The 24,079-nt window shown below is 64.9% G+C and carries 21 protein-coding genes; 3 read left to right on the top strand and 18 right to left on the bottom strand.

The window, feature by feature from the left end; genetic code table 11:
- The first annotated feature begins 21 nt into the window (after positions 1–21).
- Positions 22–1,962: a M13 family metallopeptidase gene (locus tag Q0X68_RS06475; RefSeq protein ID WP_297749209.1), complete on the top strand. Its 1,941-nt coding sequence runs from the start codon at positions 22–24 to the stop codon at positions 1,960–1,962.
- 234 nt (positions 1,963–2,196) lie between these two features.
- Here Q0X68_RS06475 and Q0X68_RS06470 read toward each other — a convergent pair whose 3' ends face one another.
- The 16 genes from Q0X68_RS06470 to Q0X68_RS06395 form a co-directional block, all read right to left on the bottom strand.
- The gene (locus Q0X68_RS06470) at positions 2,197–3,159 is read right to left on the bottom strand and encodes a polyprenyl synthetase family protein (protein WP_297749207.1); all 963 of its coding nucleotides are present in this window, start codon (positions 3,157–3,159) and stop codon (positions 2,197–2,199) included.
- Positions 3,159–4,730, bottom strand: a complete 1,572-nt coding sequence (gene nuoN / locus Q0X68_RS06465) for an NADH-quinone oxidoreductase subunit NuoN (protein ID WP_297749205.1) — start codon at positions 4,728–4,730, stop codon at positions 3,159–3,161. Before nuoN ends, Q0X68_RS06470 begins: the two co-directional genes overlap by 1 nt.
- The gene (locus Q0X68_RS06460; protein ID WP_297749202.1) at positions 4,730–6,238 is read right to left on the bottom strand and encodes an NADH-quinone oxidoreductase subunit M; all 1,509 of its coding nucleotides are present in this window, start codon (positions 6,236–6,238) and stop codon (positions 4,730–4,732) included. The genes nuoN and Q0X68_RS06460 overlap by 1 nt, the downstream gene beginning before the upstream one ends.
- 14 nt (positions 6,239–6,252) lie before the next feature.
- Positions 6,253–8,085: an NADH-quinone oxidoreductase subunit L gene (nuoL, locus tag Q0X68_RS06455; RefSeq protein WP_297749262.1), complete on the bottom strand. Its 1,833-nt coding sequence runs from the start codon at positions 8,083–8,085 to the stop codon at positions 6,253–6,255.
- 74 nt (positions 8,086–8,159) lie between these two features.
- A complete protein-coding gene (gene nuoK / locus Q0X68_RS06450) occupies positions 8,160–8,459 on the bottom strand; it encodes an NADH-quinone oxidoreductase subunit NuoK (RefSeq protein ID WP_108870253.1) in 300 nt (99 codons plus the stop codon).
- On the bottom strand, positions 8,456–9,271 hold the full coding sequence (locus Q0X68_RS06445) for an NADH-quinone oxidoreductase subunit J (RefSeq protein WP_297749198.1): 816 nt from the start codon (positions 9,269–9,271) through the stop codon (positions 8,456–8,458). The genes nuoK and Q0X68_RS06445 overlap by 4 nt, the downstream gene beginning before the upstream one ends.
- Positions 9,268–9,822 (bottom strand): NADH-quinone oxidoreductase subunit NuoI, encoded by a 555-nt coding sequence (nuoI, locus tag Q0X68_RS06440; RefSeq protein WP_297749195.1) that lies wholly within the window; start codon positions 9,820–9,822, stop codon positions 9,268–9,270. Before nuoI ends, Q0X68_RS06445 begins: the two co-directional genes overlap by 4 nt.
- A complete protein-coding gene (nuoH, locus tag Q0X68_RS06435) occupies positions 9,822–11,156 on the bottom strand; it encodes an NADH-quinone oxidoreductase subunit NuoH (protein ID WP_297749192.1) in 1,335 nt (444 codons plus the stop codon). Before nuoH ends, nuoI begins: the two co-directional genes overlap by 1 nt.
- Positions 11,153–13,543 (bottom strand): NADH-quinone oxidoreductase subunit G, encoded by a 2,391-nt coding sequence (locus Q0X68_RS06430; protein WP_297749188.1) that lies wholly within the window; start codon positions 13,541–13,543, stop codon positions 11,153–11,155. Before Q0X68_RS06430 ends, nuoH begins: the two co-directional genes overlap by 4 nt.
- Entirely contained in the window at positions 13,540–14,853 is a 1,314-nt protein-coding gene (gene nuoF, locus Q0X68_RS06425; protein WP_297749185.1) for an NADH-quinone oxidoreductase subunit NuoF, read from the bottom strand. Before nuoF ends, Q0X68_RS06430 begins: the two co-directional genes overlap by 4 nt.
- Positions 14,850–15,596, bottom strand: a complete 747-nt coding sequence (gene nuoE / locus Q0X68_RS06420) for an NADH-quinone oxidoreductase subunit NuoE (protein WP_108870266.1) — start codon at positions 15,594–15,596, stop codon at positions 14,850–14,852. The genes nuoF and nuoE overlap by 4 nt, the downstream gene beginning before the upstream one ends.
- On the bottom strand, positions 15,593–16,927 hold the full coding sequence (locus Q0X68_RS06415; RefSeq protein WP_297749180.1) for an NADH-quinone oxidoreductase subunit D: 1,335 nt from the start codon (positions 16,925–16,927) through the stop codon (positions 15,593–15,595). Before Q0X68_RS06415 ends, nuoE begins: the two co-directional genes overlap by 4 nt.
- Positions 16,924–17,613: an NADH-quinone oxidoreductase subunit C gene (locus Q0X68_RS06410; protein WP_297749178.1), complete on the bottom strand. Its 690-nt coding sequence runs from the start codon at positions 17,611–17,613 to the stop codon at positions 16,924–16,926. The genes Q0X68_RS06415 and Q0X68_RS06410 overlap by 4 nt, the downstream gene beginning before the upstream one ends.
- On the bottom strand, positions 17,610–18,164 hold the full coding sequence (locus Q0X68_RS06405) for an NADH-quinone oxidoreductase subunit B (RefSeq protein ID WP_108870272.1): 555 nt from the start codon (positions 18,162–18,164) through the stop codon (positions 17,610–17,612). The genes Q0X68_RS06410 and Q0X68_RS06405 overlap by 4 nt, the downstream gene beginning before the upstream one ends.
- Positions 18,165–18,185: 21 nt before the next feature.
- Positions 18,186–18,545: an NADH-quinone oxidoreductase subunit A gene (locus Q0X68_RS06400; RefSeq protein WP_108870274.1), complete on the bottom strand. Its 360-nt coding sequence runs from the start codon at positions 18,543–18,545 to the stop codon at positions 18,186–18,188.
- 28 nt (positions 18,546–18,573) lie between these two features.
- A complete protein-coding gene (locus tag Q0X68_RS06395; RefSeq protein ID WP_297749175.1) occupies positions 18,574–19,842 on the bottom strand; it encodes a geranylgeranyl reductase family protein in 1,269 nt (422 codons plus the stop codon).
- Between the two features lie 306 nt (positions 19,843–20,148).
- Here Q0X68_RS06395 and Q0X68_RS06390 point away from each other — a divergent pair, with 306 nt between their 5' ends.
- Positions 20,149–21,393, top strand: coding sequence for an isochorismate synthase MenF (locus Q0X68_RS06390; RefSeq protein ID WP_297749171.1), 1,245 nt, complete (start codon positions 20,149–20,151; stop codon positions 21,391–21,393).
- Between the two features lie 6 nt (positions 21,394–21,399).
- On the opposite strand, the gene Q0X68_RS06385 is transcribed toward Q0X68_RS06390, so the two are convergent.
- Positions 21,400–23,025, bottom strand: coding sequence for a DUF6297 family protein (locus tag Q0X68_RS06385; protein WP_297749168.1), 1,626 nt, complete (start codon positions 23,023–23,025; stop codon positions 21,400–21,402).
- On the bottom strand, positions 23,022–23,672 hold the full coding sequence (locus Q0X68_RS06380; protein ID WP_174202221.1) for an ABC transporter ATP-binding protein: 651 nt from the start codon (positions 23,670–23,672) through the stop codon (positions 23,022–23,024). Before Q0X68_RS06380 ends, Q0X68_RS06385 begins: the two co-directional genes overlap by 4 nt.
- A 37-nt stretch (positions 23,673–23,709) precedes the next feature.
- Between Q0X68_RS06380 and Q0X68_RS06375 the strand changes: the two genes are divergently transcribed.
- Positions 23,710–24,079: class I SAM-dependent methyltransferase (locus Q0X68_RS06375; protein WP_297749164.1), on the top strand; the 370-nt coding region annotated here is incomplete at its 3' end.

Here is a 24,079-nt window from a genome sequence, read left to right as displayed (position 1 = left end):
GCGCCAACTAGGCTGGACGGCATGACTGGACTCGATTTTTCTCACCGCGACGACGAGGTGCGCCTCGTCGACGACCTGTTCCGCCACTTCCACGGGCGTTGGCTCGCCACCGCGCAGATCGATCCCGATAAATCGTCCGCCGGTGCCTTTGTTGATCTCCGCGACGATGCGGAGGCGAATGTGCGTGCGATCGTCGAGGGCATCCGCAACGCTGAACCCGGCTCCGAGGAAGCGAAGATCGCGCAGCTCTACGCGTCGTTCATGAATGAGCAGAAGGTGGAAAAGCTCGGTGCCGCACCGCTGCGCCCGCTCCTGGAGGCCATCGAGGGCATCACCGACGGCGCCTCGCTCGCCAGCTACCTGGGTGACGCGGCGCGTCGGGGGTTGCTGAGCCTCGTCCACTTCGGCGAGGAAACTGACCCGGGAGACCCTTCTCGCTACGTCTTGTTCATCGCGCAGAGCGGGCTGGGACTGCCGGATGAGGAGTACTACCGACTCGAGGAACACGCCGAGACCCGAGCTGCGTACCGTGCCCACGTCGAGCGCATGCTCGCGCTCGGCGGTGTTTCCGACGCCGCCGATCAGGCCGACGCCGTGCTGGCGCTCGAAACCAAGATCGCTGCGCAGCATTGGGACAAGGTGCGGTGTAGGGACATCGTCGCGATGTTCAACCCGAAGTCGTGGGAGGAGCTGCAGAGCGTTGCGCCTGGATTCGCTTGGGAGCGGTTCCGCGAAGGGGCGGGCATCCCCGTCGAGAAGCTGGAGTACGTCGTCGTCGAGCAGCCGTCGTTCGTGGAGGCGCTCGCCAGGCTCGTCGAGGAGGAACCTGCCGATGCGTGGCGCGCGTGGGCGCGCTGGCACGTGATCTCGAGCGTCGCGCCTTACCTGTCGTCGCAGTTCGTCGAAGCCAACTTCGACTTCTACGGGCGCACACTCTCCGGTACCCAGGAGTTGCGTCCCAGGTGGAAGCGCGGCATCGCGTTCGTCGAGGGTGTGATTGGTGAGGCCATCGGTAAGCTGTACGTGGCGAAACACTTCAAGCCCGAGGCCAAGGCCGCCATGGATGCGCTCGTCGGCAACCTCATCAAGGCCTACGACCAGTCCATCCGCGAGCTCACGTGGATGTCCGAGACGACGAAGGAGCAGGCGCTCGAGAAGCTCAGGGGATTCACGCCGAAGATCGGCTACCCGTCGCGTTGGCGTGACTACTCCGCGCTGGAGGTGGGCGACGACCTGCTCGCGAACGTGCTTGCCAGCAACGAGTTTGACTTCGAGTACTCGCTGTCGCGCGTGCTCGGCCCGGTGCAGGAATCCGACTGGGCCATGCTGCCCCAGACGGTGAATGCGTACTACCACCCGCTGCGCAACGAGATCGTGTTCCCCGCGGCGATTCTGCAGCCGCCGTTCTTCAACATCGACGCCGACGATGCCGTCAACTACGGCGCCATTGGTGCGATCATCGGGCACGAGATTGGGCATGGCTTCGACGACAAGGGCTCGACGACCGATGCCGAGGGCAAGATTCGTGACTGGTGGACCGCCGACGACAAGGCCGCGTTCGAGCAAGCCACGGCCCGACTCGTGAGCCAGTACAATGGGCTCTCCCCCGAGGGCGTCGACGGGCACGTGAACGGCAAGCTCACACTCGGTGAGATCATCGGTGACCTCGGCGGCGTCGGCATCGCGTACAAGGCGTGGTTGATCGCGGGCGGGCGCCCCGACGGGGAGCCGATCGACGGGTTCACTCCCGCGCAGCGGTTCTTCCTGTCGTACGCGCAGGTGTGGCAGTCGAAGCGCCGCCCGGAGATGGCGAAGATGCTCCTCAGCGTCGACCCCCACTCCCCCGCTGAGTTTCGCGTGAACCAGATCGTAAAGAACGTCGATGCCTTCCACGAGGCCTTCGACACAGCCCCTGGCGATGGTCTCTGGCTCGAGCCTCAGGAGCGCGTCAGCATCTGGTGATCGGGTCGCCCTGCTCAACCACCGGTCAGGTCCAGCCCATCGAGTAGGCGACGCAGTCGCCGTATCGAGATGCTGTCTCCGTGAAGAAGTAACCCAATATCCACACGCGTTTGCCGTAGAAGGCGTTTTTGGCCGATTTTCGGAAACGAATGTGGATATTGGGTTAGATGACGGATGCGATGTGGTTTCGATACGCCCGCTCCGCGGGCTACTCAACCACCGAAGATCTGTGGCTCAGTGCTCGCGGCGGACGAGCTCGTCGCACACTTCGAACAGCGCGGTCTTGGCGTCGCCCTCCGGGAGCGGAGCGAGCGTCTGGCGGGCGAGCGCAGCGTGGCGTTCCACCTCGGCCTTCGCTTCGTCCATGATCGGGTGGGCGCGGAGCTGCCGCAGCACCTCCGCCAGCGTGGCGTCGTCGGTGAGGTCACCGTCGATGAGCGTCAGCAGCTCGGCGTCAGCCGGGTCGTTCTTCTTCCGCAGCATCAGCACCGGCAGCGTGGGCACGCCCTCACGCAGATCGGTACCGGGCGTCTTGCCGGTTTGCTCAGAGGTGATGTCGATGAGGTCGTCGGAGAGCTGGAACACCACGCCGATCTCCTCACCGAAGCTGCGCAGCGCCTCGATATGCTCGGCGCTCGCGTTCGCAGCCATCGCACCGAAGCACGCCGACGCCGCGATGAGTGAGCCCGTCTTGTCGGCAATCACCTGCAGGTAATGCTCGAGGGGGTCATCTTCCTCCGACGGGCCAATCGTCTCCGCGATCTGCCCCTGCACGAGCCTGGAGAACGTCCTGGACTGCAGCTGCACGAACTCCGGGCCGAGACCGGCCACCATGTCAGAGGCCTGCGAGAACAGGAAATCACCGACGAGGATCGCCACCGAGTTGCCATAGAACCGGTTCGCCGACGGCGCTCCTCGCCGCACGTCAGCCTCGTCCATAACGTCGTCGTGGTACAAGCTCGCGACGTGCGTCAACTCCATCACCATCGCGGCGTTCTGGAGTCGCTGCTCGTCGCTCACCTCTCCGAATTCACTCGCCACGAACACCAGCATGGGGCGGAATCGTTTGCCTCCTGCTTCGATCACGTGGCGCGCTGCCTGCGTGACGTACGGAGTGTTCGCCACGGCCGCAGCGGCCAGAAGCGGCTCGAACTCGTCGAGCCGCTTCTGGATCCGTGCGTCAAAGGATGCAGTCATCAGCGGATGAACTCCGAGAACTGTCCGAACAGGTCAAGGACACCGCCGGGCACCAGGCCGAGGATCACCGTCGCGAGCGCGGAGATCACCACGAGGCTCCACACCCACAGCGACGGAGTAGCCACGACCACTTCGGAGTCCTCGTCGGCGGAGTCGAACCACATCACGACCGTCACCTTGAGGTAGAAGTACGCCGCCACCACGCTCATGATGATCGCGACGATCACCAGCCACGCGTAGCCACCCTGGAAGGCCGCCGCGAACACGGCGAGCTTGCCGACGAAGCCGGCCGTGAGCGGAATGCCAGCGAAGCTCAGGAAGAACAGCGTCATCACACCAGCCAGCAGCGGGTTGCTCTTGCCGATGCCCTTCCAGTCGTCAAGGGACGTGGCTTCGCCACCCGCCCGACGCACGCACATCACGAGGCCGAACGCACCCAGCGTCGCCACGCCGTAGGTGAGCAGGTAGAAGGCCACCGCGCCGAGGGACGTCACGAACACGTCCTTGTCGAGCACAACCGCGCCGACGACACCCACGAGGATGAAACCAGCATGCGTGATGGCCGAGTACGCGAGGAGGCGCTTGATGTCGGTCTGCCACAGCGCGATCACCGCGCCGACGACCATCGACAACACCGCGACGACCGCGATGAACGGCTGCCAGTCCCATCGGGCGCCGCCCAAGCCGACGAACAGCACGCGCACCAACGCAGCAACGGCGGCGGACTTCGTCGCAATCGCCATGAAACCGGTGACCGGGGTCGGGGCGCCCATGTAGACATCGGGCGTCCACGAGTGGAACGGCACCGCGCCGATCTTGAACAGCAAGCCGACGGACACCAGCACGAGGCCCAGCAGCAACAGCCAGTAGTTGTCGGTCTGCGACTTCACAGCCTCTTCGAGGCCGGTGAGCTTCAGCGAGCCCGAGTAGCCGTACAGCATGGCCACGCCGTAGAGGAAGATACCCGAGGCGAGCGATCCGAGCAGGAAGTACTTCAGACCAGACTCCTGCGACAGCAGGCGACGGCGTCGCGCCATCGACGACAGCAGGTACAGCGGCAGCGAGAACACCTCGAGCGCCACGAACATCAAGATGAAGTCGTTGGCGGAGGCGAACAGCATCATGCCCAGCAGCGTGAACAGCAGCAGCGGGAATACTTCGGTGTGCTCGCGACGAAGGCGCACGGCCTCACGTTCGAGAGGGGATCCAGGGGCCGCCGAAGCCGACGGCGCGAATGCCGACTGGCCGTCGGAGACGCCCCGCTCAGCGAACAGCGCGACGCCACCCAGCCCGAACACGAGCAGGAGGACCCAGAACACCAGTGTCGGACCGTCGTACGAGATCGTGTCCATCGCAAGCTTCTGCGGCTCGAAGTTGCCGAGCTGTAGCGCGAGAGCCGCGCCAGCGCCCAGGATGGTGAGCGACGCGAGGCTGGTCTGCACGACGTAGCGCGAGCTACGGGGCGTGAATGCCTCGACCACGACGGCGAGCACGGCGCCGCCAAACACCACGAGCAGCGGTGCGAGCAACGCCCACTCGATAGTGGGTGCCGTAATCTCCAGGACGTTCATCAGCGTCCGCCTTCCTTCATCTGTGGGGCGGGATCCGAGACACCTGCAACCGTGAGGAAGCCCGTCGAGGCTTCATCAATGATCTGCAGTGCCGGCTTGGGCAGGAAGCCCAGGACGAGGAGCAGCACGATCAGCGGGAACACCGCCGCCTTCTCGCGAAGGCTCAGGTCCTTGCTCACCTTCTCCTCAACTTGCTCGGTGACGGGGCCGGTCATGGTGGTCTTGTACAGACGCAGCACGTAGCTGGCAGCCAGCACCATGCCCACCACCAGGAAGGCGACGTGCACGGGGTACCGCTGCCATGTGCCGGCCATCACCAGGAATTCCGAAACGAAGCTCGACATGCCAGGCAGTGCGAGCGCCGACAGGCCAGACAGCAGGAAGAAGCCGGCCAGCACGGGGGCTACCTTCTGCACGCCGCCGAAGTCGTTGATGTCCTGGCTGCCGCGGCGGGCGACGAGGAATCCAACGACGAGGAACAGCGCCGCCGTCGAGAACCCATGGTTCAGCATGTAGAAGATCGAGCCGGTCATCGACTGCGTCGTGAGCGCGAAGATGCCCACCACCATGAAGCCGAAGTGGCTGATGGATGTGTAGCTCACCAGGCGCAGCATGTCGGTGGCGTTCAGCGCCATCAGCGCGCCGAAGAACATCGAGACGATAGCCCAGACGATCACCACTGGCGCGGCCCACTGCACCGACTCGGGGAAGATCACCAAGCAGATCTTGATGATGCCGAAGGTGCCGATCTTGTCCAGCACGCCGACGAGCAGCGTCGAGGTGCCCGGAGACGCGGCCGCGGCAGCGTCGGGCAGCCAGGAGTGTACGCCCACCAGGGGCGCCTTCACGGCGAACGCGAAGAACACCGCGATGAACAGCCAGTGCGCGGTCGACGTCGCCATCTCCAGCGAACCGAGATCCTGAATCAGCAGGCTCGGCTGACCCTGCGAAACGGACACGGCGTAGAGCCCGACGATGCCCACCAGCAGCACCAAACCGCCGGCCAGCGAGAAGAGCAGGAACTTCACCGCAGCGCGCTGCCTGCCCTCGCCGCCGAAGCGTCCGATCAGGAAGTAGATCGGAATGAGCGTGGCTTCGAAGGCCAGGTAGAACAGCAGCAGGTCGCCCGCGAGGAACACGAACAGTGCCAGGCCCTGCATGAGCAGCGCGAGCGAGAAGAAGCCCGACGCAGTGCCGCGCACGTCGCTGCGCTCGTCGATGTGCCACTCAGCGAGCAGCACGACCGGCACGAGGATGACGGTCAGCAGCACGAGCACCGCGTCCATGCGGGTCATGTCGAGGGCGTAGAACGCACCAATCGGGCGAATCCACGGCACCGAGATGGCGAGCGACATCGTGCCCGAGATGCTCATCGCGGCAGTCACGACGCCGAGCACCAACGTGGTCAGCGCAAAGCCCATGCCGATCAGCTTGGCGGTCTGCCCCTTGAGCAGGGCAACGACCACCGAACCGACGATCGGTAGCAGGGCGAGGATGGTCAACAACATAGTTTCAAATCTCCTTAGCCCAGCTGTCCCAGTACGACGACGAGCAGCAACACGACGACACCGCCGACGAGCGTGAGTCCGTAGCTGCGGGAGTACCCGTTCTGGGTCTTCCGCAACGCACCGCCGAGGCCGGCCGCCACCGACGCTCCGCCCTCGGGGATCCCGTCGAGCGTCGTGCGATCAAACCATGCGAAGCCCGACGCGATGCCCTTGACCGACTGAATGACGGCGTACTTGTTGAATTGGTCACCGTAGAGATCCGCGCGGCCAGCGAGCAGCAGCGGGTTCTTCGTAGCGGGGGCCTCCTTCGGAATGTTGTCCTTGAACATGAACCAGCCGACGAGCACACCCACGGCGACCGTGGCCATGGTGAGCCATCCGATCGACGTGATGTGCAGCAGCCCGGTCTCGTGGACCTCGTGGCCGGTGGGAACAGCGAGCCATTCCTGAATCCAGCCGTTCATGAACAGGCCAGCCACGAGCGACAGCACCGCGAGGATGATGAGCGGAATCGTCATGCTCAGCGGCGACTCGTGCGGATGCACGTCCTTGTCCCAGCGCTCCTGACCGAAGAACGTCATCATCATCAGGCGCGTCATGTAGAACGCGGTGATACCCGCGCCCACCAGTGCGAGGATGCCCAGCACCATGTTGGTGTCGAAGGCGGCTTCGATGATGTGGTCCTTCGAGTAGAAGCCCGAGGTGAAGGGGAAGCCGATGATGGCGAGGTACCCCATCGCGAAGGTGAGGAAGGTGATTCGCATCGCCTTCGACAGCCCACCGAAGTTGCGCATGTTGACGTCGTCGTTCATGCCATGCATGACGGAGCCGGCGCCCAGGAACATGTTGGCCTTGAAGAAGCCGTGCGTGATGAGGTGGAAGATCGCGAACGCGGCACCGATCGGGCCGAGACCGGCCGCGAGCATCATGTAGCCAATCTGTGACATGGTCGAGCCAGCGAGCACCTTCTTGATGTCGTCCTTGCTGGAACCGATCCAGGCACCAGCCAGCAGCGTGACGGTACCGACGATCGCGACAGCGAGCGTCGCCTCGGGGCTTTGCGCGTAGATCGCGTTCGAGCGGATCACAAGGTACACACCGGCGGTGACCATCGTCGCCGCGTGAATGAGCGCGGAGACCGGTGTCGGGCCTTCCATGGCGTCGAGCAGCCAGGATTGCAGCGGAACCTGCGCCGACTTACCGCACGCGGCCAGCAGGAGCAGGAAGCCGAGCAGGGTGGCCCAGCCGCCCATGTTCGGCGCCGCCTCGTTGACCGCCTGGAAATCGACGGAGCCGATGAGGGCGAACATGGTGAAGATCGCGGTGGCCATGCCGAGGTCACCCACGCGGTTGACGATGAACGCCTTGTTACCAGCCGCTGCAGCGGACTCACGGTGAGCCCAGAACGAGATGAGCAGGTACGAGGCGAGACCCACGCCTTCCCAGCCGATGAACAGCATGAGGTAGTTGTTGGCCAGCACCAGCGTCAACATCGCGGCGATGAAGAGGTTCAGGTAGGCGAAGAAACGTCGACGACGGGGATCTTCGGCCATGTACCCGATGGAGTAGATGTGGATGAGCGAACCCACGCCCGTGATGAGCAGCACGAACAGGATGGACAGCTGGTCGACCAGCAGGGCGATGTTCACGCTCCACGAGCCGGTGGCGAGCCACTCGTACACCTGAATATTCACGGCTTCGGGCTGCTCCAGCATCTGCAGGAACAGCAGCAGGCCGATGACGAAGGAGGCGATGGGCGCCAACGTCGCCAGCCAGTGCCCCCAGCTGTCCGACACCTTGCCGAGCAGCAGGAGCAGGAACGACGTCGCAAGCGGAATCGCGATCATCAACGGAGCGAGCGCAAAGAGGCCGACGGCCACGTTCGCTTCCAGGGTTTCGAGAAGAATCACGGTTTCGCCTCTCAGAACTTCATGAGGTTCGCGTCATCGACCGAAGCCGAGCGACGCGTCCTATAGACGGCAACGATGATGGCGAGGCCAACCACGACCTCAGCGGCGGCAACGACCATCACGAAGAAGGCCGCCATCTGCCCCTCGAGGCCGCCGTGCTGGCGGGCAAACGCGACGAACGCGAGGTTCGCAGCGTTCAGCATGAGCTCGATCGACATGAACGCGATGATCGCGTTACGGCGCAGCAGGAATCCTGCTACTCCGACCGTGAACAAAATCGCGGAAAGCACGAGCAGTGATGCGGTGGTCATGCCTGGCCTCCTTCGATGTCGGCGCGAGCGGATTCGATGGCCTTGCGGACCTCGTCGGTGGGTGCGCGCAGCTGGTCGACGTCGACGGCGATGCCGCGGTCGAGCAGCGTCTGCGAGAGCGAGGTCTCAGCGACGGAGCCGTCAGGCAGCAGCGCCGGGGATGCAATCGAGTTGTGGCGCGCGTACACACCGGAGCTGGGTCGGGGCCCGGGGTGAGCGCCTTCCTCGGCGTAGGCCTTGGTGCGCTCGGTAGCGGAGCCCCACTGGCTGACCTTCTTCTTCAGCTCGTCGCCGTGGGTAAGAATGAGTGCGCCCATGGGTGCGACGATGAGCAGCGCTGCAGCGAGCTCGAACACGATCACGTAATCGTGGAAGACGAGTTTGGCGAGGCCCTCGACGTTGCCGGCCTGGTTGGCAGTCGCCAGCCCAGCGGGTTCCCCGAAGGTCGCCAGCTGTCCGACCACCGCGATGATCAGGATGCCGAAGCCAAGCGAGGCGACGATCGACGCGGCGCGGTGGCCCTTGATGGTTTCCACCAGCGAATCGGTGCTGTGCACGCCGATGATCATCACGACGAACACGAACAGCATCAAGATGGCGCCCGTGTAGACGATGATCTGTGCCACGAACAGGAAGGGAGCGTCCAGCGCACCGTAGAGCACCGCCAGCCCGATCATAACGCCGGCCATGCACACTGCCGAGTGCACCGGCTTGCGGGAGACAATGAAACCCAGAGCGCAGGCCACCATGATCGGCGCTGCGATCCAGAAGGCCACATCCGATGCCGTGGCCAAGGGAATGAAGGTCGTCATTCAACCGCTCCTTGGGTGGTGGCGCTGCGGGTATCCAGCTCTCCGGTGGCGGGGAGTCCGGCGTAGTAGTCGTCCTCGTCGTCGCCGAGTCGACGCGGGTGCGGCGGCTCTTCCATACCGGGCAGCAGCGGTGCGAGCAGCTGGTGCTTCTCGTAGATGAGGCTCTCGCGCGTCTTGTCGGCGAGCTTCCACGTGTTCGTCATGGTGAGCGCCCGTGTGGGGCATGCCTCGATGCACAGGCCGCAGAAAATGCAGCGCAGGTAGTTGATCTGGTAGACGTGCCCGTAGCGCTCGCCGGGCGAGAACCGCTCGTCCTCCGTGTTGTCTGCACCTTCGACGTAGATGGCGTCTGCCGGGCACGCCCAGGCACACAGCTCGCAGCCGACGCACTTCTCCAGCCCGTCGGGCCAGCGGTTCAGCTGGTGACGTCCGTGGAAGCGCGGCTGCAGTACCTTCTCAGGTTCCTTGTGCGGGTAGTCCTGGGTGAAGGTCTTGCGGAAGATCGTCTTGAATGTGATGCCAAATCCGGCCCACTCATCGGTGAATCCCATCAGGCGTCCTTCCCAGTCGTCTCGGTATCTGCGTCGTCCTCGTCGTCGGTGGCCCCGGCGACGACACCCGCGAGCTCAGGCAACACCTGGCCCTTGCGCGGCGGCACAGGATAGCCGCCCGCGAACGGATCGAATACCTCGGGGTGCTCCGGTTCGGGTTCAGGCGTGGGCTCGAGATCGTCGCGACGCTTCGAAGCGAGGAGCCAGAACCCGCCGATGGCGACCAGCACGCCGGTGAGCGCAGAGGCCTGCGGGAACAGCATCACGAGCACGAGGTAGACCAGCACGATCTCGATGAGGTACTTCCAGCCGAGGTTCATGAACTGGTCGTAGCGGAAACGCCAGGTTGCGCCGCGCAGCCACATGAAGAAGCTGAAGACGAGCTGTACCTTGATGATGAACGAGAGCACGCCCCACCAGCCCGGATCAGCGAGGCCCGGGATGAGGTTGAGCGGCCACGGCATGAGGTAGCCGCCCAGGAAGAGCGTGACGCACATCGCCGACACCGTGAGCATGTTGATGTACTCCGCGAGGAAGAACATCGCGTAGCGGAAGCCGGAGTAGTCGGTCATGAATCCCGACACCAGCTCCGACTCACACTCGGGCAGGTCGAAGGGTGCGCGGTTGGTCTCGCCCACCATGGAGATCACGTACACCACGAAGCACGGGAACAGCAGGAAGAAGTACCAGCCGGTGATGTGGTGGTTGCCATCCATGAACAGCTGGTTGGTGAACGGAATCGCGAAGGGAATCGGTTCGTTCTGCGCCTCGACGATCTCCCACGTGGACATCGAACCGGAGCGCATCAGCACACCGACGATCGCCAGGCCCATCGCGAGTTCATAAGAGATCATCTGCGCTGCCGAGCGGATCGAACCGAGGAACGAGTAGGAGTTCGACGACGCCCAGCCCGCCAGCACGATGCCGTAGATACCGATGGACGCAATCGCCATGACGAACAGTGCCGCCACCGGAAGGTCCGTGAGCTGGAGCCTCGTCTCGACGCCGAACATCGTGACCTCACCGGCGAAGGGAATCACGGCCCAGCCGGTAAAACAGGCAAAGCCTGCGAGGATCGGTGCGAGGTTGAAGATGAACGCGTCGGTGTTTGCCGGACGGTAGTCTTCCTTGAAGATCAGCTTGGCGCCATCGCCGAGCGCCTGCCCCAAACCGAACGGGCCGTTCATCACTGGGCCGATGCGGTTCTGCATCTTGCCCAGCAGGCGCCGCTCGTACCACACGTTGAAGATGGTCCAGACCAGCAGCACTACGAACAGCAGCAGGATCTTGACCACGGTCAACCAGAACGGATCGTGGAAGAAGACGGGATTCATGCCATTGCTCCCTCGTTGATCGTGACGGCGGTCACCGTCACGGGTGTGCCGGGCAGCGCCGCGAGACGGCCGCCCCCCGGATTCAGCGGCGCCCACACGACGTCGTCGACCATGCCGCGCACCACCTCGACGGGCAGCACCTGCTCGCGCCCGTCGCATTCGATGCGGGCGTGAGTGGTGAGGCCGAGCCGCTCAGCCGTGGCGGCGGAGACGCGTGCGACGGCGGGGCGGGCGGTCTTGCGCAGCGCGACCTCGTGGTCGTTACCGCGCGAAGCATCCAGCAGCTCACGCCAGCCGGCGAACAGGACGCCGTCAGCCTTCGTGGCAGGGGCGCACTGCGGTGCGGAGGCGCGAGCGCCTTCCCAGTCCTGCAGTTCCTGGAAACTCGCCCAAGCGGATGCGGTAGTGCGAATGCCCAGGTCGGAGCCCAGTGCGTCCGACAGTGCGGCAAGGATGCGCAGGTCTGTCATCGGCGAGTGCGTCGACGACGTCACCAGCCCGATCGGCAGCTCTCGGCCTTCCCAGTTCAGGAAGTGGCCGCTCTGCTCCTCCACAAGCGCGGCGGGGAACACGACGTCGGCGCGCTCCGTCACCTCGGAGGGGCGCTGCTCGATGCTCACGACGAACTCCGCGGCTTCGAGCGCCGCCAGGGCGGCGGCTGGATCAGCCATGTCGCCCGGCTCGACACCAGCCACGACGAGCGCCTTCAGCGTGCCCTGCTGTACAGCGTCGAACTGCTGCTGCGCGTTCAGCCCTTCGGCTTCCGGCAGCGCGTCGACGCCCCAGGCGGCAGCGACATCGACGCGGGCTCCCGCGTCGGAGACCTGCCTACCCCCCGGCAGCAAACCAGGCAGACAGCCTGCATCGAGCGCGCCTCGGTCGCCTGCACGCCGCGGCATCCACGCCAGGTGGGCGCCGGATGCGTCGGCGATCCTGGTAGCGGTGCTGAGCAGACCGGGGATGGTGGCCGCCCGCTCCCCCACCATGATGATGGTGCTGTCGTCGAGATTCTCCAGCGCCTCCAGCGCCGCAACCTCGTCGCCAGGAGCGGTCGGGATCAACGTCGCGGACAGCTTCTCGGAGCCCTTCGACGCGAATGGCGCGATCACCTGCACATTGAGGTTCTGCTTGCGCACCGCCTTGCGCAACCGCAGGAAGGCGATGGGCATCTCATCCTCGGGCTCGAAGGCGACGAGGATCACGGTGCTCGCCTGTTCCACGTCGGCCCAGCTGACCTGGGTGCGCCCAGCGACGCGGGCTGCCAGGAATACTGCTTCCTCGTCGGCGGACGGGCGGGAGCGGAAATCGATGTTGTTCGTGCCCAGCACGGCGCGTGCGAAGCGCGAGTAGCCGAGCGCATTCTCGACGCTGAGGCGTCCACCGGTTTGTACACCGACGGCGTCGCCGGCCTGCTTGAGGCCTGCCACCGCAGCATCGATGGCTTCCGGCCACGAGGCGGGACGCAGCACCCCGTTCTCACGTACGAGCGGGTGGGTGAGGCGATCCTCGCGGGCGTAGACGAAGCCAAAACGGCCCTTGTCGCAGCTCCATTCCTCGTTGATCTGCGGGTTGTCCCCGGCGAGACGACGCTTCACCTGGTGGTGACGGTGGTCGACACGCAGCTCACAACCGGCAGCGCAGTGCTCGCAGGTGCTCGTCGTCGACACGAGATCGAACGGGCGAGCCTGGAAGCGATACGCCGCCGAGGTGAGCGCACCCACCGGGCAGATCTGCACAACGTTGCCAGAGAAGTAGGAATCGAACGGCTTGGAGTCGTCGATAGCGATCTGGCTGACCGCACCACGCTCGGAGAGGTGGATAAGCGGGTCGCCCGCAATCTGATCTGCGAAACGGGTGCAGCGCTGACACAGAATGCAGCGCTCGCGGTCCAGCAGGATCTGGGCGGAGAGGTTGATGGGCTTCGGGTAGGTGCGCTTGGCGAGGCCGTAGCGCGACTCCCCCGTGCCGTGGCTGAGCGACTGATTCTGCAGGGGGCACTCGCCGCCCTTGTCACAGATGGGGCAGTCGAGCGGGTGGTTGATGAGCAGGAACTCCATCTGCCCCTGCTGCGCCTTCTCGGCGACGGCGGAGGTGACCTGGGTCTTCACCACCATGCCCTCGGCCACCGGCATGGTGCAGGCGGGCTGGGGCTTCGGGAAGCCGCGGCCATTGCCGGCGTCCGGAATATCGACGAGGCACTGGCGGCAGGCACCGGCTGGATCGAGCAGCGGGTGGTCACAGAAGCGAGGGATGTTCGTGCCGATGCTCTCCGCCGCGCGGATGATGAGGGTGCCCTTCGGCACGCTGACCGACACACCGTCGATGGTGCACGTGGTGAGTTCCTCCGGCGGCAACACCTGGGCTGCGCTCTTGGCGTCGACGCTCATCGCGTGGCTCCTTCCTTGGCGAAGATGGCGCTCTTCTCGTAAGGGAAGAGTTCCCGTGCAGACGTGTGATACCCCTGCTCGAACTCCTCACGGAAGTGCGTAACGGCGCTGCGAACGGCTGCGACGGCGCCGTCGGCAAGCGCGCAGAACGAACGACCGCCGATGTTCTCGCAGATGTCGAGCAGCTTGTCGACATCGCCTTCCTGTGCTTCGCCGCGCTCGAACGCCATCAGCAGCTGCACGAGCCACCACGTGCCTTCACGACACGGGGTGCACTTGCCGCAGCTTTCGTGCTTGTAGAACTCGACGAAGCGCAGCGTGGTGCGCACGATCGAGACGGTGTCGTCGAACACCTGCAACGCCTTGGTGCCCAGCATGGTGCCGGCACCAGCCATGCCCTCGTAATCGAGCGGGAGGTCGAGGTGCTCGTCGGTGAGGATGGGCGTGGAAGAACCACCCGGGGTGAAGAACTTCAACTTGTGGCCCTGGCGGATGCCTCCGGAGAGTTCGATGAGCTCCCGCATGGTGATGCCCATGGGTGCTTCGTACTGGCCCGGATGGGTGACGTGCCCAGACACGGAGTACAGCGTGAAGCCCTTCGACTTCTCAGTACCCATGGCCTGGAACCATTCCTTGCCGTTGGCGATGATGGACGGCACAGATGCGATGGATTCGACGTTGTTCACCACCGTCGGCGACGCGTACAGGCCTGCGACGGCGGGGAACGGTGGGCGAAGTCGCGGCTGGCCGCGCCGGCCCTCGAGCGAATCCAGCAGCGCGGTTTCCTCACCGCAGATGTAGGCACCGGCTCCGGCGTGGACGATGATGTCCAGATCGTAGCCGCTACCGAAGATGTTCTTGCCGAGGTAGCCCGCGTCGTAGGCCTCTTGTACAGCGGCCTGCAGGCGACGGATGATGTGCACCACCTCGCCACGACAGTAGATGAATGCCTGGTGCGAGTTGAAGGCGAAGCAGGAAATGATGATGCCCTCCACCAGGGTGTGTGGGGAGGCCATCAGCAGCGGCATGTCCTTGCAGGTGCCGGGTTCCGACTCGTCGGCGTTGACGACGAGGTACTTCGGGTTCGGGTTGTCCTGCGGCACGAAGCTCCACTTCATGCCCGTGGGGAAGCCAGCGCCGCCACGACCGCGCAGGCCGGCGTCCTTCACCAGGGTGATGATGTCGGCGGGCTGCATGCCCAGCGCCTTGCGAGCGGCCTGGTAGCCGCCCGTCGACTCGTACTCGGCGAGCTTCCACGACCGCTCCTTGCCCCAGTGGGCGGAGAGTACCGGGGTGAGTGTGTCGGTCACTTCGCGTCCTCCTCAGCTGCGGGCGGCTCAGGCAGATTGTTCGGGTCGGGAGCGGTCCAGCCACGCTCCCGGGCGATCTCGACGCCGCGCAGCGACGCGTGGCCAGCGGAGGGCCCTTCGTCGACGCGCCCGTCGGGGAATCCGGCAAGCACGCGCTCGGTGTCCTTCCAGCAGGTGATGGCCGCGCCGCGCGAGGAGCAGATGGGCTTGTCGTTGCTCAGTGCGTCGAGCAGCTCTGCGGTTTTCTCCGGGTCCATGTTGTCGAAGAATTCCCAGTTAACCATCATGACCGGCGCGTAGTCGCACGCCGCGTTGCACTCCAGGCGCTCGAGCGAGATCTGGCCGTCTTCGGTGGTCTGGCCCTCGTCGATGCCGAGGGTGTCCTTCACCTGTTCGAGCAGGATGTCGCCGCCCATCACCGCGCACAGCGACGTGGTGCACACACCGAGGTGATGCTTCCCGGCTGGGCGGCGCTTGTACATGGTGTAGAAGGTGGCCACGCCGGACACCTGTGCTGCGGAGATGCCGAGCACCTCGGCACACGCTTCGACACCGCGGGGGCTGATGCGTCCGTCGACCGACTGCACCAAGTGCAGCATCGGCAGGAGCGCCGAGCGCGGCTCAGGGTAGCGGTCGGCGATCTCCTGCAGCTCGTGCATGGTGACGTCGTCGATGTTCGTTGACGTGTCGGAGTAGTCAATCGTGCCCGAATCCGCGAAGTGCGTCTTGAACTCACCACTCATCGGTCAACACCTCCAAGAACTGGGTCGATGCTTGCCAGGGCGACGACGACGTCGGACATCATGCCGCCCTCGCACATGTAGGGGATGGATTGCAGGTGGTGGAATCCAGGGTCGCGCATGTGCACGCGGTAGGGTTTGGGCCCGCCGTCGGAGACGACGTGGCAGCCAAGCTCTCCCTTGGGGGATTCGATGGCCATGTACGCCTGGCCGGCAGGCACCTTGAAGCCCTCGGTGACGATCTTGAAGTGGTGAATGAGCGCTTCCATCGAGCCCGTCATGATGTGCTTGATGTGCTCGTTCGAGTTGCCCTGACCGTCGGCTCCGATGCTGAGCTGTGCGGGCCAGGCGATCTTCTTGTCTTCCACCATCACGGGCTGGCCCTGCGTCTTCTCCAGACGCTCGAGGCACTGTTCGACAATCTTGAGTGACTGCCAGGTCTCGTCGAGACGCACGCGGAAGGCGCCGTAGGAGTCGTCCCCCGTCCAGGTGACCACGTCGAAATCGTAGGTTTCGTAGCCGCAGTAGGGTTGCTTCTTGCGCAGGTCCCACTCGTAGCCCGTGGCGCGCAGACGCGGGCCGGTGACGCCGAGCATCATCGCGCCGGTCAGGTCGATGCGCGCGATGTCCTTCATGCGGCCGATGAAGATGGGGTTTTCGTTGCAGAAGCCCGCGTACTCGGGCAGGTGCTTGTGCAGCCAGTCGATGACGCTGCGGAGGTGGTCGAGCCCGCCCTCGGGCAGGTCGTTGGCGACACCGCCGGGACGGATGAACGCGTGGTTCATACGCAAGCCGGTGAGCGCTTCGAAGAAGTCGAGGATCACTTCGCGCTCACGGAACCCGATGGACATGACCGTCGTCGAGCCAATCTCCATGCCGCCGGTGCCAATGGCCACCAGGTGCGAGGCGATGCGGCACAGCTCCATCACGAGCACGCGAATCACCTGAGCGCGCTCCGGGATGTCGTCGGTGATGTCGAGAAGCTTCTCCACAGCCATGCAGTACACGGCCTCGTTGAACAGCGGAGCGACGTAGTCCATGCGCGTCATGTAGGTGACGGCCTGGGTCCACGTCTTGAACTCGGCGTTCTTTTCAATGCCCGTGTGGAGGAAGCCGATGCCGGGGCGGATGGAGGTGACCGTTTCACCCTCCATCTCCAGCATCAAGCGCAGCACGCCGTGCGTGGATGGGTGCGAGGGGCCCATGTTGATGACGATGGTCTCGTCGCTGCGCTCGGCCTGTTCTGCGACGATCTCTTCCCAGTCGCCACCCTGGGGGAAGTAGGCGTGATCGGCTGGCTTCTCGCCGGGGGCCGCGTAAACGTCCTGGCTCACGAGTAGCTCCTTCGCGTGTCCGGCGCCGGAACCTTGGCGCCCTTGTACTCGACGTCGATGCCGCCCAGCGGGTAATCCTTGCGCTGCGGGTGGCCTTCCCAATCGTCCGGCATCAGGATGCGGGTGAGGCCGGGGTGGCCGTCGAAGATGATGCCAAACATGTCCCACGTCTCACGCTCGTCGTAGTCGGCCATCGGGTAGGTGGCGCACACCGAGGGGATGTGGGGGTCGCCGTCGGGGCAGCTCACTTCGAGCCGGACGCGACGGTTGTGCGTGTAGCTGAGCAGGTGGTAGACGGCGTGCAGCTCGGCGCCCGTCTGCTGGGGATAGTGCACGCCCGAGACGCTCATGATGACCTCGAAGCGCAGCCACGGGTCGTCGCGGAACGTGCGGGCAACCTTGGCCAGCTGTTCACGCGGCACGTAGATGGTGAGTTCACCGTTGTGGAAGAGCATCGGGAAGTGCTCGGCCTCGGGCAGCGCGTCGACCGCACGGCGGTAGATCTCGTCGGCGTCCGCGTCGTCGAAGGGCGGGGTGGGGATACCCGGCATGGAGATTTCTCGCACCATGCCGCCATACCCCGACGTGTCACCCGAGCCACGCGACCACATGCCCTGCTTTGTTTCAAAAACGGGCGCGCCCTTCGCGGGCTCTTGTGCGCGCTGCGGGATGTGCTCCTCGCTCATCGCATGAGTCCCTTCTGCTCCACCTTGGCAGGCGCAGCCAACGCGGCCTGCTCAAGTTCTTCGATTTCCGCCGCGCGGTGAGCGCCCATCTTCGTGTTCTTCCATACCTCTTCACGGAGTTTGAAGATGCCGTCGATCAGCTGATCGGGGCGGGGCGGACAACCGGGGATGTACATGTCCACGGGGAGGAAGTGGTCGGCGCCCTGGATGATGGCGTAGTTGTTGAACATGCCGCCCGAGCTGGCGCAGGCGCCCATGGAAATCACCCACTTGGGGTTGGGCATCTGGTCGTAGATCTGGCGCAGCACCGGGGCCATCTTCTGGCTGACGCGGCCGGAGATGATGAGGAGGTCGGACTGGCGTGGCGAGCGGAACACTTCCTGCCCCCAGCGGCCGGCGTCGAACCTCGGCGTACCGAAGGCCATCATCTCAATGGCGCAGCATGCCAGACCCATCGTCGCGGGCCACCACGACGTCTTACGCATCCATCCTGCGATGGCTTCCACCGACGTCAGCAGGACGCCTGCCGGAATCTTATCTTCGAGACCCATTGCACAACTTCCTTTATCTGATCAGTCCCAGTCCAGGCCCTTGCGGCGCAAGACGTAGAAGAATGCGACGAACACCAGCGCGATGAAGATCACCATCTGGATGACGACGAAGAAGTCCATCTGGTTGCGTGACACCGCGAAGGGGTACAGGAATACCACCTCGATGTCGAACACGATGAACAGCATGGCCGTGATGTAGTACTGCACCGGGAAGCGGCCACCGCCGGCAGGCTGCGGGGTGGGCTGGATGCCACACTCGAACGCATCATGCTTGGAGCGGTTGTAGCGCTTCGGGCCTACCACTGCGCTGAGCAGCATGGATACCACCACGAATCCCGTGGCCAACACCATCATTCCCACAATGGGGATGTAGGGGTTCATGCGGACTCCTTCACTCGATTGTTGTTGCTCATGCCGACGGCGCCGCCTTCGAGAGCACATTGATGATGTGATCAGCCCAATCGCCATCATGGGCGTCACGCAGGTCTGCGAGCAGTTTCATGACGAGGTGCATGAGGTGCTTCCGCGGAAGGCCATACTTCGTGCACAAACGCATGATCGTCGGGTTACCGATGAGCTTCGCGAAGATGGTACCGAGTCGGTAATAGCCGCCTAGCTCCGCCCTCAGTTTGATGGGGTAACCCTGGAGCGCGCGCTCTGCGGCAGGCGTGCCGATGCCGCGCGCGAACGCGTCAGCGCAGGCGTCGGCGGCCCATTCGGCGGCCTCCATCGCGTACGCGATGCCCTCACCGTTGAAGGGGCTCACCATGCCGCCTGAGTCGCCGACGAGGAGCAGCCCTCGGCCATAGTGCGGCTGGCGGTTGAAGGCCATGGGCAATGCGGCGCCTTGCACCTTGCCCACCTGGTTCTCGTCGCGGTAGCCCCACTCTTCGGGAGTGTTGTCGAGCCAGCGCTTCAGCATCGCCCGGTAGTCGGTGTTACCGAACCCCTTCGACGTGCTCGTGACACCAAGACCAACATTGACCGTACCGTCGCCCATGGGGAACACCCAGCCGTAGCCGGGAAGCAAGTTGGAGTTGCCGGGCTCACCGTCCCAGAGTTCGAGCCAACTCTCGAGGTGGTCGTCGTCGTGGAGCGGGCTCTTGTAGTAGGTGCGCACGGCCACGCCCATCGGGCGGTCTTCACGCTTGTTGACGCCCATCGCGATGGCGAGGCGGGCCGAGTTGCCGTCTGCGGCAACGACGAGCGGTGCGTGGTATTCGTCGCCTGCCTTGGTGCGCACGCCGGCGATACGCCCAGTGCGCTCGTCGAGGATGGGCGCGGACACGTTCGCACCCTCAATGAGGCTCGCCCCGCTGGCGACCGCAATCTTGGCGAGCATGTCGTCGAAATCGGCTCGCGGCCGGGTGAGGCCGAAGCTTGGGAAGTCGTGCAGCTCGGGCCACTGGAAGAGGTATGGCTCTTTTCGGCCGGCGTACACCCTGAGGCCGTGGTTATGGAGCCAGCCGTTGCCCTCTGACACGTCCACGCCGAGACGGATGAGTGCCCTTGTAGCGCGAGGCGTGAGCCCGTCGCCACAGACCTTGTCGCGGGGGAAACGAGACTTTTCGAGCAGCGTGACGTTCAGACCGTGGCGGGCTAGGTAGGTGGCAGCGGTGGAGCCGGCTGGCCCGGCGCCGACGACGATGACGTCCGCTTCACAAGCGGGTTGAGCCATTCCTGCCACCTCAAACATCTATCCAGCGTTGGTTATTCCCGGGTCAGTCTAGGCCTGCCCGACGATTGGTGCCAGCTGGCCACACCGTCGCCAATTAGGTGACTATCAGCTTGCGAAATGTTGGGGCGATTCCGAGGTGCGTACAGGGTGAGACGGGCGTCGAGGGGGAGCGCGTCGCACCGCTGCTTGAAGTCGACGAAAGACGCTCCCGCTAGTAGAAATGGCGCTGCGCAGCACATCACGCAACCAGCGCAGCACGACGTGCAGTCGAGCAACCCAACCAACCTCGCTATGCTCGGTCGGGTGATGCTGGATTTTGGGACCGCTCGGATGCGGGCAACCACGGTCGCTATTGACGACCCGGGGCCGCTGGAACGCTTTCTTCCGGCATCGGAACCTGCTGCCGCATTCCTGCGTAGGGGTGAAGGGTTCATCGGCATTGGCGAGGTGGCCCGGTTCGAGACCGACTACATCGATACCGCCGACGTGTGGTGGGGCGAGATTGCCTCACAGATCGACCATGACTCCGAGCTGCCCGGAGTCAGCGGCGTTGGCCCGCTCGCCTTCGGCTCTTTCGCCTTCGACCCCGATCGTTCCGCCTACCGCTCCGTACTGACAGTGCCGCGAGTCATTCTGGCCCGGCGTGGAGAGCACGCGTGGCTCACGAAGCTGGGCGACCACCGCGAGATGCTGTTACCCGACCCCGGCGAGCCGCTGAACACCCCCGCGCTCACGCTCGACACCGGCACCATCACCCAGGATGCGTGGGCAGACATCGTCGCGCAGTGCGTGGAACACATCCGCCGCGGCGACCTGCACAAAGTAGTGCTGGCTCGAGACCTCATCGCAAAATCTGCCGAAGCCATCGATTTGCGGGCGCTCCTGGCGCGCCTCACCGAGCGCTACCCGATGACGTGGGCGTACCTCGTCGACGGCATGATCGGCGCCACACCGGAGCTTCTGGTTCGGGTGTCCGACGGGCTCGCCACCTCACGGGTACTCGCGGGCACGGTCTCCGTCGATCCGGATCACACCGACCCGCTTGCCAAAGCGATGCAGTTGGTAGGCAGCGAGAAAGACCTGGGCGAGCACGCGTTCGCAGTCGACTCCGTCGCCGACGCGCTCCGACCGTTCTGCAAGGCAATGAACGTGCCCGAGACCCCGTCGGTGTTGCCACTGCCCAACGTGCTGCACCTCTCCACTGACATCACCGGGGTTGTTGAGGAGGGCTCGAGCTCCCTGCGGCTGGCCGCCGCCCTCCACCCCTCGGCAGCCGTCTGCGGCACGCCGACGCACCTGGCTCGCGACATGATCGCCGACCTGGAGCCCATGGATCGCGGGCGCTATGCGGGCCCCGTCGGGTGGGTCGACATGCACGGCGACGGCGAATGGGCCATCGCGCTTCGAGGCGGCCACGTGCGCCCTGAAGCGCCCAACGAGATCCGCATCTTTGCCGGCGCAGGCATCGTCGCTGATTCAGATCCTCGCCTCGAACTCGAAGAAACTCGCGCGAAGTTCCTGCCGATGCTGCAGGCCTTCGGCCTGGAGTAATACCGGCTAGCGCTTGCCGCGCTGCACTCGGATCTTCTCCTTCGAGCCGCGCGCCTTGGCCTTCTCCTCCTCGAGGAGCCGCTGCTGCTCCTTCGACTGCTCCATCAGCCCCTCCTGATCCAGGCCAGAGCTCAAGAAGAAGAACGCGATGGCGGCGATCACCATCGACACCCAGGCCGGCAAGCCGAACAGCAGCGGGAACGTGACCAGCGCGATCATGTCGAAGCCGCGGATCATCGAGAACATGAGCCCAGGCGGCATAGCGCCAGTACCGGTGGCGACCAGCGGCCCGTTGTAGTTCGCCGGTTTCGCAGACACCCACCGCACCGCACCGAGGAAGCCCGCGACGGCTGCGACGAGCGTCGGCGTAAGGCCATCGACCAGGGAGAACTGCTTGTCGGCAGTCACTCCGGCGAAGGCGGGCAGCGTGCCCGCGGCCCACACCAGCGCAAGAATGCCGGGCACCACCATGAGGGACCGGCGCAGCTGGGCGGGCGCGAATGGGAAGGCGCGCGCGAGTCCCTTGGTTCTCGAAACCACGCGCAGGGAGTTCATGAACGGAATCAGCGCGGCCATGAGCACGATGCCGGAGATCGCGACGTTGAGCGCCTGCAACCCGAGCGCGAGCACCGCGTAGGGCACCACCATGGTGATGAGCAGCACCACCAGATTCAGCGGACTGCGCAGGAGGCGCTGCACGTCACGCAGCATCAGCGCGCGCGTGCCAGAGCCGGAGCCGCGGGTAGGCCGCACATGCCCCTTCTCCTTGCACTTGTTCTCGACGAGGATGTCGCGGATGAGCGCGAACTCCAGCGCGAACGCGGCGCCCTGCAAGCCGCTCAGTAACGATCCGCCCGACGTGAGCCGCTGACGCCGAATGTTGCGCAGCCGGAGGAACCCGCTTGCCCCACACGCGATGAGCAGCACGAGGCCGGCGCCGCCCACGATGAGCGCCAGATCCGACGACACGCTGGGCGGCACGTCGATCCATCCCGCCGCAGCAGCGACGAGCGCCCCCAGTGCGGCTGCCGCTGAGAGCCCGAGCAGCCACTGCACGGTAATGACGAGCCACCGTCGCTCGTAGGTCTGCTCCATGCCGGCGAAGGCAGTGAGTCCGGCGGCGCCGAGGCCCGCGGACAGCGACCAGACGCCGACGTTCGTCAGCGTCTGCCCGCTGAGCGCGGACACCAGCGCGGCCACTACAGCGCTGATCACTCCCGAGAGGATGATGGCGACGGCGAACCGCCCGCGCAGGAGCCGTCGGCGATCCATAGGCGAGTCCATGAGCCAAAAGCCCTCGGCCGAGCTCGCCAGCACCGGCCCGAACATACGGCTGAACACCAGGGTGAGTGCGAGGATTCCTGCTGCCGCCGCCCAGGGTAGGAGCCCGCGGCCGGCCAGGCATCCAGCAGAATCGCAGCTCGACGCGGAGCGCTGGGCGTCGAGGATGGCAGAGCCGATCATCGCGCCGAGCACGACGACGGAGAAGACCATCACATAGGAATCGGCCACCGCAGCCCAGAACGTGCGGTCGGCGCGGCCGTTGCGCCAGTCGCCCATCAGCTGCTTGATGGCGCGTTCGTCGGGTACTCCGATGGGTTCGAAGCGGGCGTTCAATGCATCTGCGCTCAACGCTGTTCTCCCAGCCGTACTTCGCGGGCACCAATGGCCTCTACCAGGGATGGCTCGTGGCTCGCCAACACGACGGCCAACCCGTCGCGCATGTCCTCCTTCAGCCGTCTGCCCAGCCACTCGACGCCCTCGACGTCGAGCCTCTGCTCCGGCTCGTCGAGCACGAGTACACGTCTGGGGCGCACGAATGCGGTAGCCAGCGCCAAACGTCGGCGCTGTCCCGACGAAAGCGTGGCCGGCAGCTGACCCGCCTGCTGCACGAGCTGCACCTCTTCCAGCACATCGTCGACGATGTCGTCGGGGAAGTCGATGCCGTGTGCCCGGGCGAGCAGATCGAGGTGTTCCACGACGGCGAGGTCGGGGAAGAAATCGAGGTCGTCAATGACAGTGGCGAGGTCGCGGCGGATCTGCGGGTTCGTCTCTGACATGCGGTTGCCGCAGATAGTGACCGTGCCCTCATCGGGACGATCAGCACCCACCAGGCAGCGCAGCACCGTCGATTTTCCGGCGCCGTTGCGTCCGACGAGCGCGACGGCCTCACCTTCGCGCACCTGGAGGTTGAACCCTTCCACGATCGTCACGGGACCGTACGCTTTCTTGAGCCCTTCGGCCTTCAACACCACGTCTTTCTTAGCCACGCCCGCCATTGTCTCAGGCGTGTCAAAGTGGGGCTAGTCTGGAACAATGAATGCTCAACGGCAGCCGCGTGAGGGGATCCGCGCCACGCTCGACAAACGTCGCGACGATGTGGCCAGCATGTTCGACAACATCGCCCCACGCTACGACCTCTTGAACGGCGTGCTCTCGCTCGGCCAAGACCGCGGGTGGCGGCGCGAAACTATCAAGGCCGTCGAGCCCCGGCCCCGCCAGTTGATTCTCGACCTGGCGGCGGGCACCGGCACCTCGTCGCAGGTGCTGGCGGAGTCGGGTGCGACGGTGGTGCCCGCAGATCTGTCGTTCGGAATGCTCCATCAGGGGCGCAAGCAGTACCCAGCGCTCTCGTTCATCAACGCCGACGCGCTCCAGCTCCCCTTCCCCGACGAGACATTCGACG

Source organism: uncultured Tessaracoccus sp. (genome assembly GCF_947286155.1).
GTDB lineage: Bacteria > Actinomycetota > Actinomycetes > Propionibacteriales > Propionibacteriaceae > Arachnia.
This window is presented reverse-complemented; position numbering and strand designations above follow the sequence as displayed.

Excerpts from the sequence above, each read along its gene's own strand:
- Q0X68_RS06475 (WP_297749209.1), top strand. The coding sequence starts at position 22 with ATGACTGGACTCGATTTTTCTCACCGCGACGACGAGGTGCGCCTCGTC.
- Q0X68_RS06470 (WP_297749207.1), bottom strand. The coding sequence starts at position 3,159 with ATGACTGCATCCTTTGACGCACGGATCCAGAAGCGGCTCGACGAGTTC.
- nuoN (WP_297749205.1), bottom strand. The coding sequence starts at position 4,730 with ATGAACGTCCTGGAGATTACGGCACCCACTATCGAGTGGGCGTTGCTC.
- Q0X68_RS06460 (WP_297749202.1), bottom strand. The coding sequence starts at position 6,238 with ATGTTGTTGACCATCCTCGCCCTGCTACCGATCGTCGGTTCGGTGGTC.
- nuoL (WP_297749262.1), bottom strand. The coding sequence starts at position 8,085 with ATGATCGCGATTCCGCTTGCGACGTCGTTCCTGCTCCTGCTGCTCGGC.
- nuoK (WP_108870253.1), bottom strand. The coding sequence starts at position 8,459 with ATGACCACCGCATCACTGCTCGTGCTTTCCGCGATTTTGTTCACGGTC.
- Q0X68_RS06445 (WP_297749198.1), bottom strand. The coding sequence starts at position 9,271 with ATGACGACCTTCATTCCCTTGGCCACGGCATCGGATGTGGCCTTCTGG.
- nuoI (WP_297749195.1), bottom strand. The coding sequence starts at position 9,822 with ATGGGATTCACCGATGAGTGGGCCGGATTTGGCATCACATTCAAGACG.
- nuoH (WP_297749192.1), bottom strand. The coding sequence starts at position 11,156 with ATGAATCCCGTCTTCTTCCACGATCCGTTCTGGTTGACCGTGGTCAAG.
- Q0X68_RS06430 (WP_297749188.1), bottom strand. The coding sequence starts at position 13,543 with ATGAGCGTCGACGCCAAGAGCGCAGCCCAGGTGTTGCCGCCGGAGGAA.
- nuoE (WP_108870266.1), bottom strand. The coding sequence starts at position 15,596 with ATGAGTGGTGAGTTCAAGACGCACTTCGCGGATTCGGGCACGATTGAC.
- Q0X68_RS06410 (WP_297749178.1), bottom strand. The coding sequence starts at position 17,613 with ATGAGCGAGGAGCACATCCCGCAGCGCGCACAAGAGCCCGCGAAGGGC.
- Q0X68_RS06405 (WP_108870272.1), bottom strand. The coding sequence starts at position 18,164 with ATGGGTCTCGAAGATAAGATTCCGGCAGGCGTCCTGCTGACGTCGGTG.
- Q0X68_RS06400 (WP_108870274.1), bottom strand. The coding sequence starts at position 18,545 with ATGAACCCCTACATCCCCATTGTGGGAATGATGGTGTTGGCCACGGGA.
- Q0X68_RS06395 (WP_297749175.1), bottom strand. The coding sequence starts at position 19,842 with ATGGCTCAACCCGCTTGTGAAGCGGACGTCATCGTCGTCGGCGCCGGG.
- Q0X68_RS06390 (WP_297749171.1), top strand. The coding sequence starts at position 20,149 with ATGCTGGATTTTGGGACCGCTCGGATGCGGGCAACCACGGTCGCTATT.
- Q0X68_RS06380 (WP_174202221.1), bottom strand. The coding sequence starts at position 23,672 with ATGGCGGGCGTGGCTAAGAAAGACGTGGTGTTGAAGGCCGAAGGGCTC.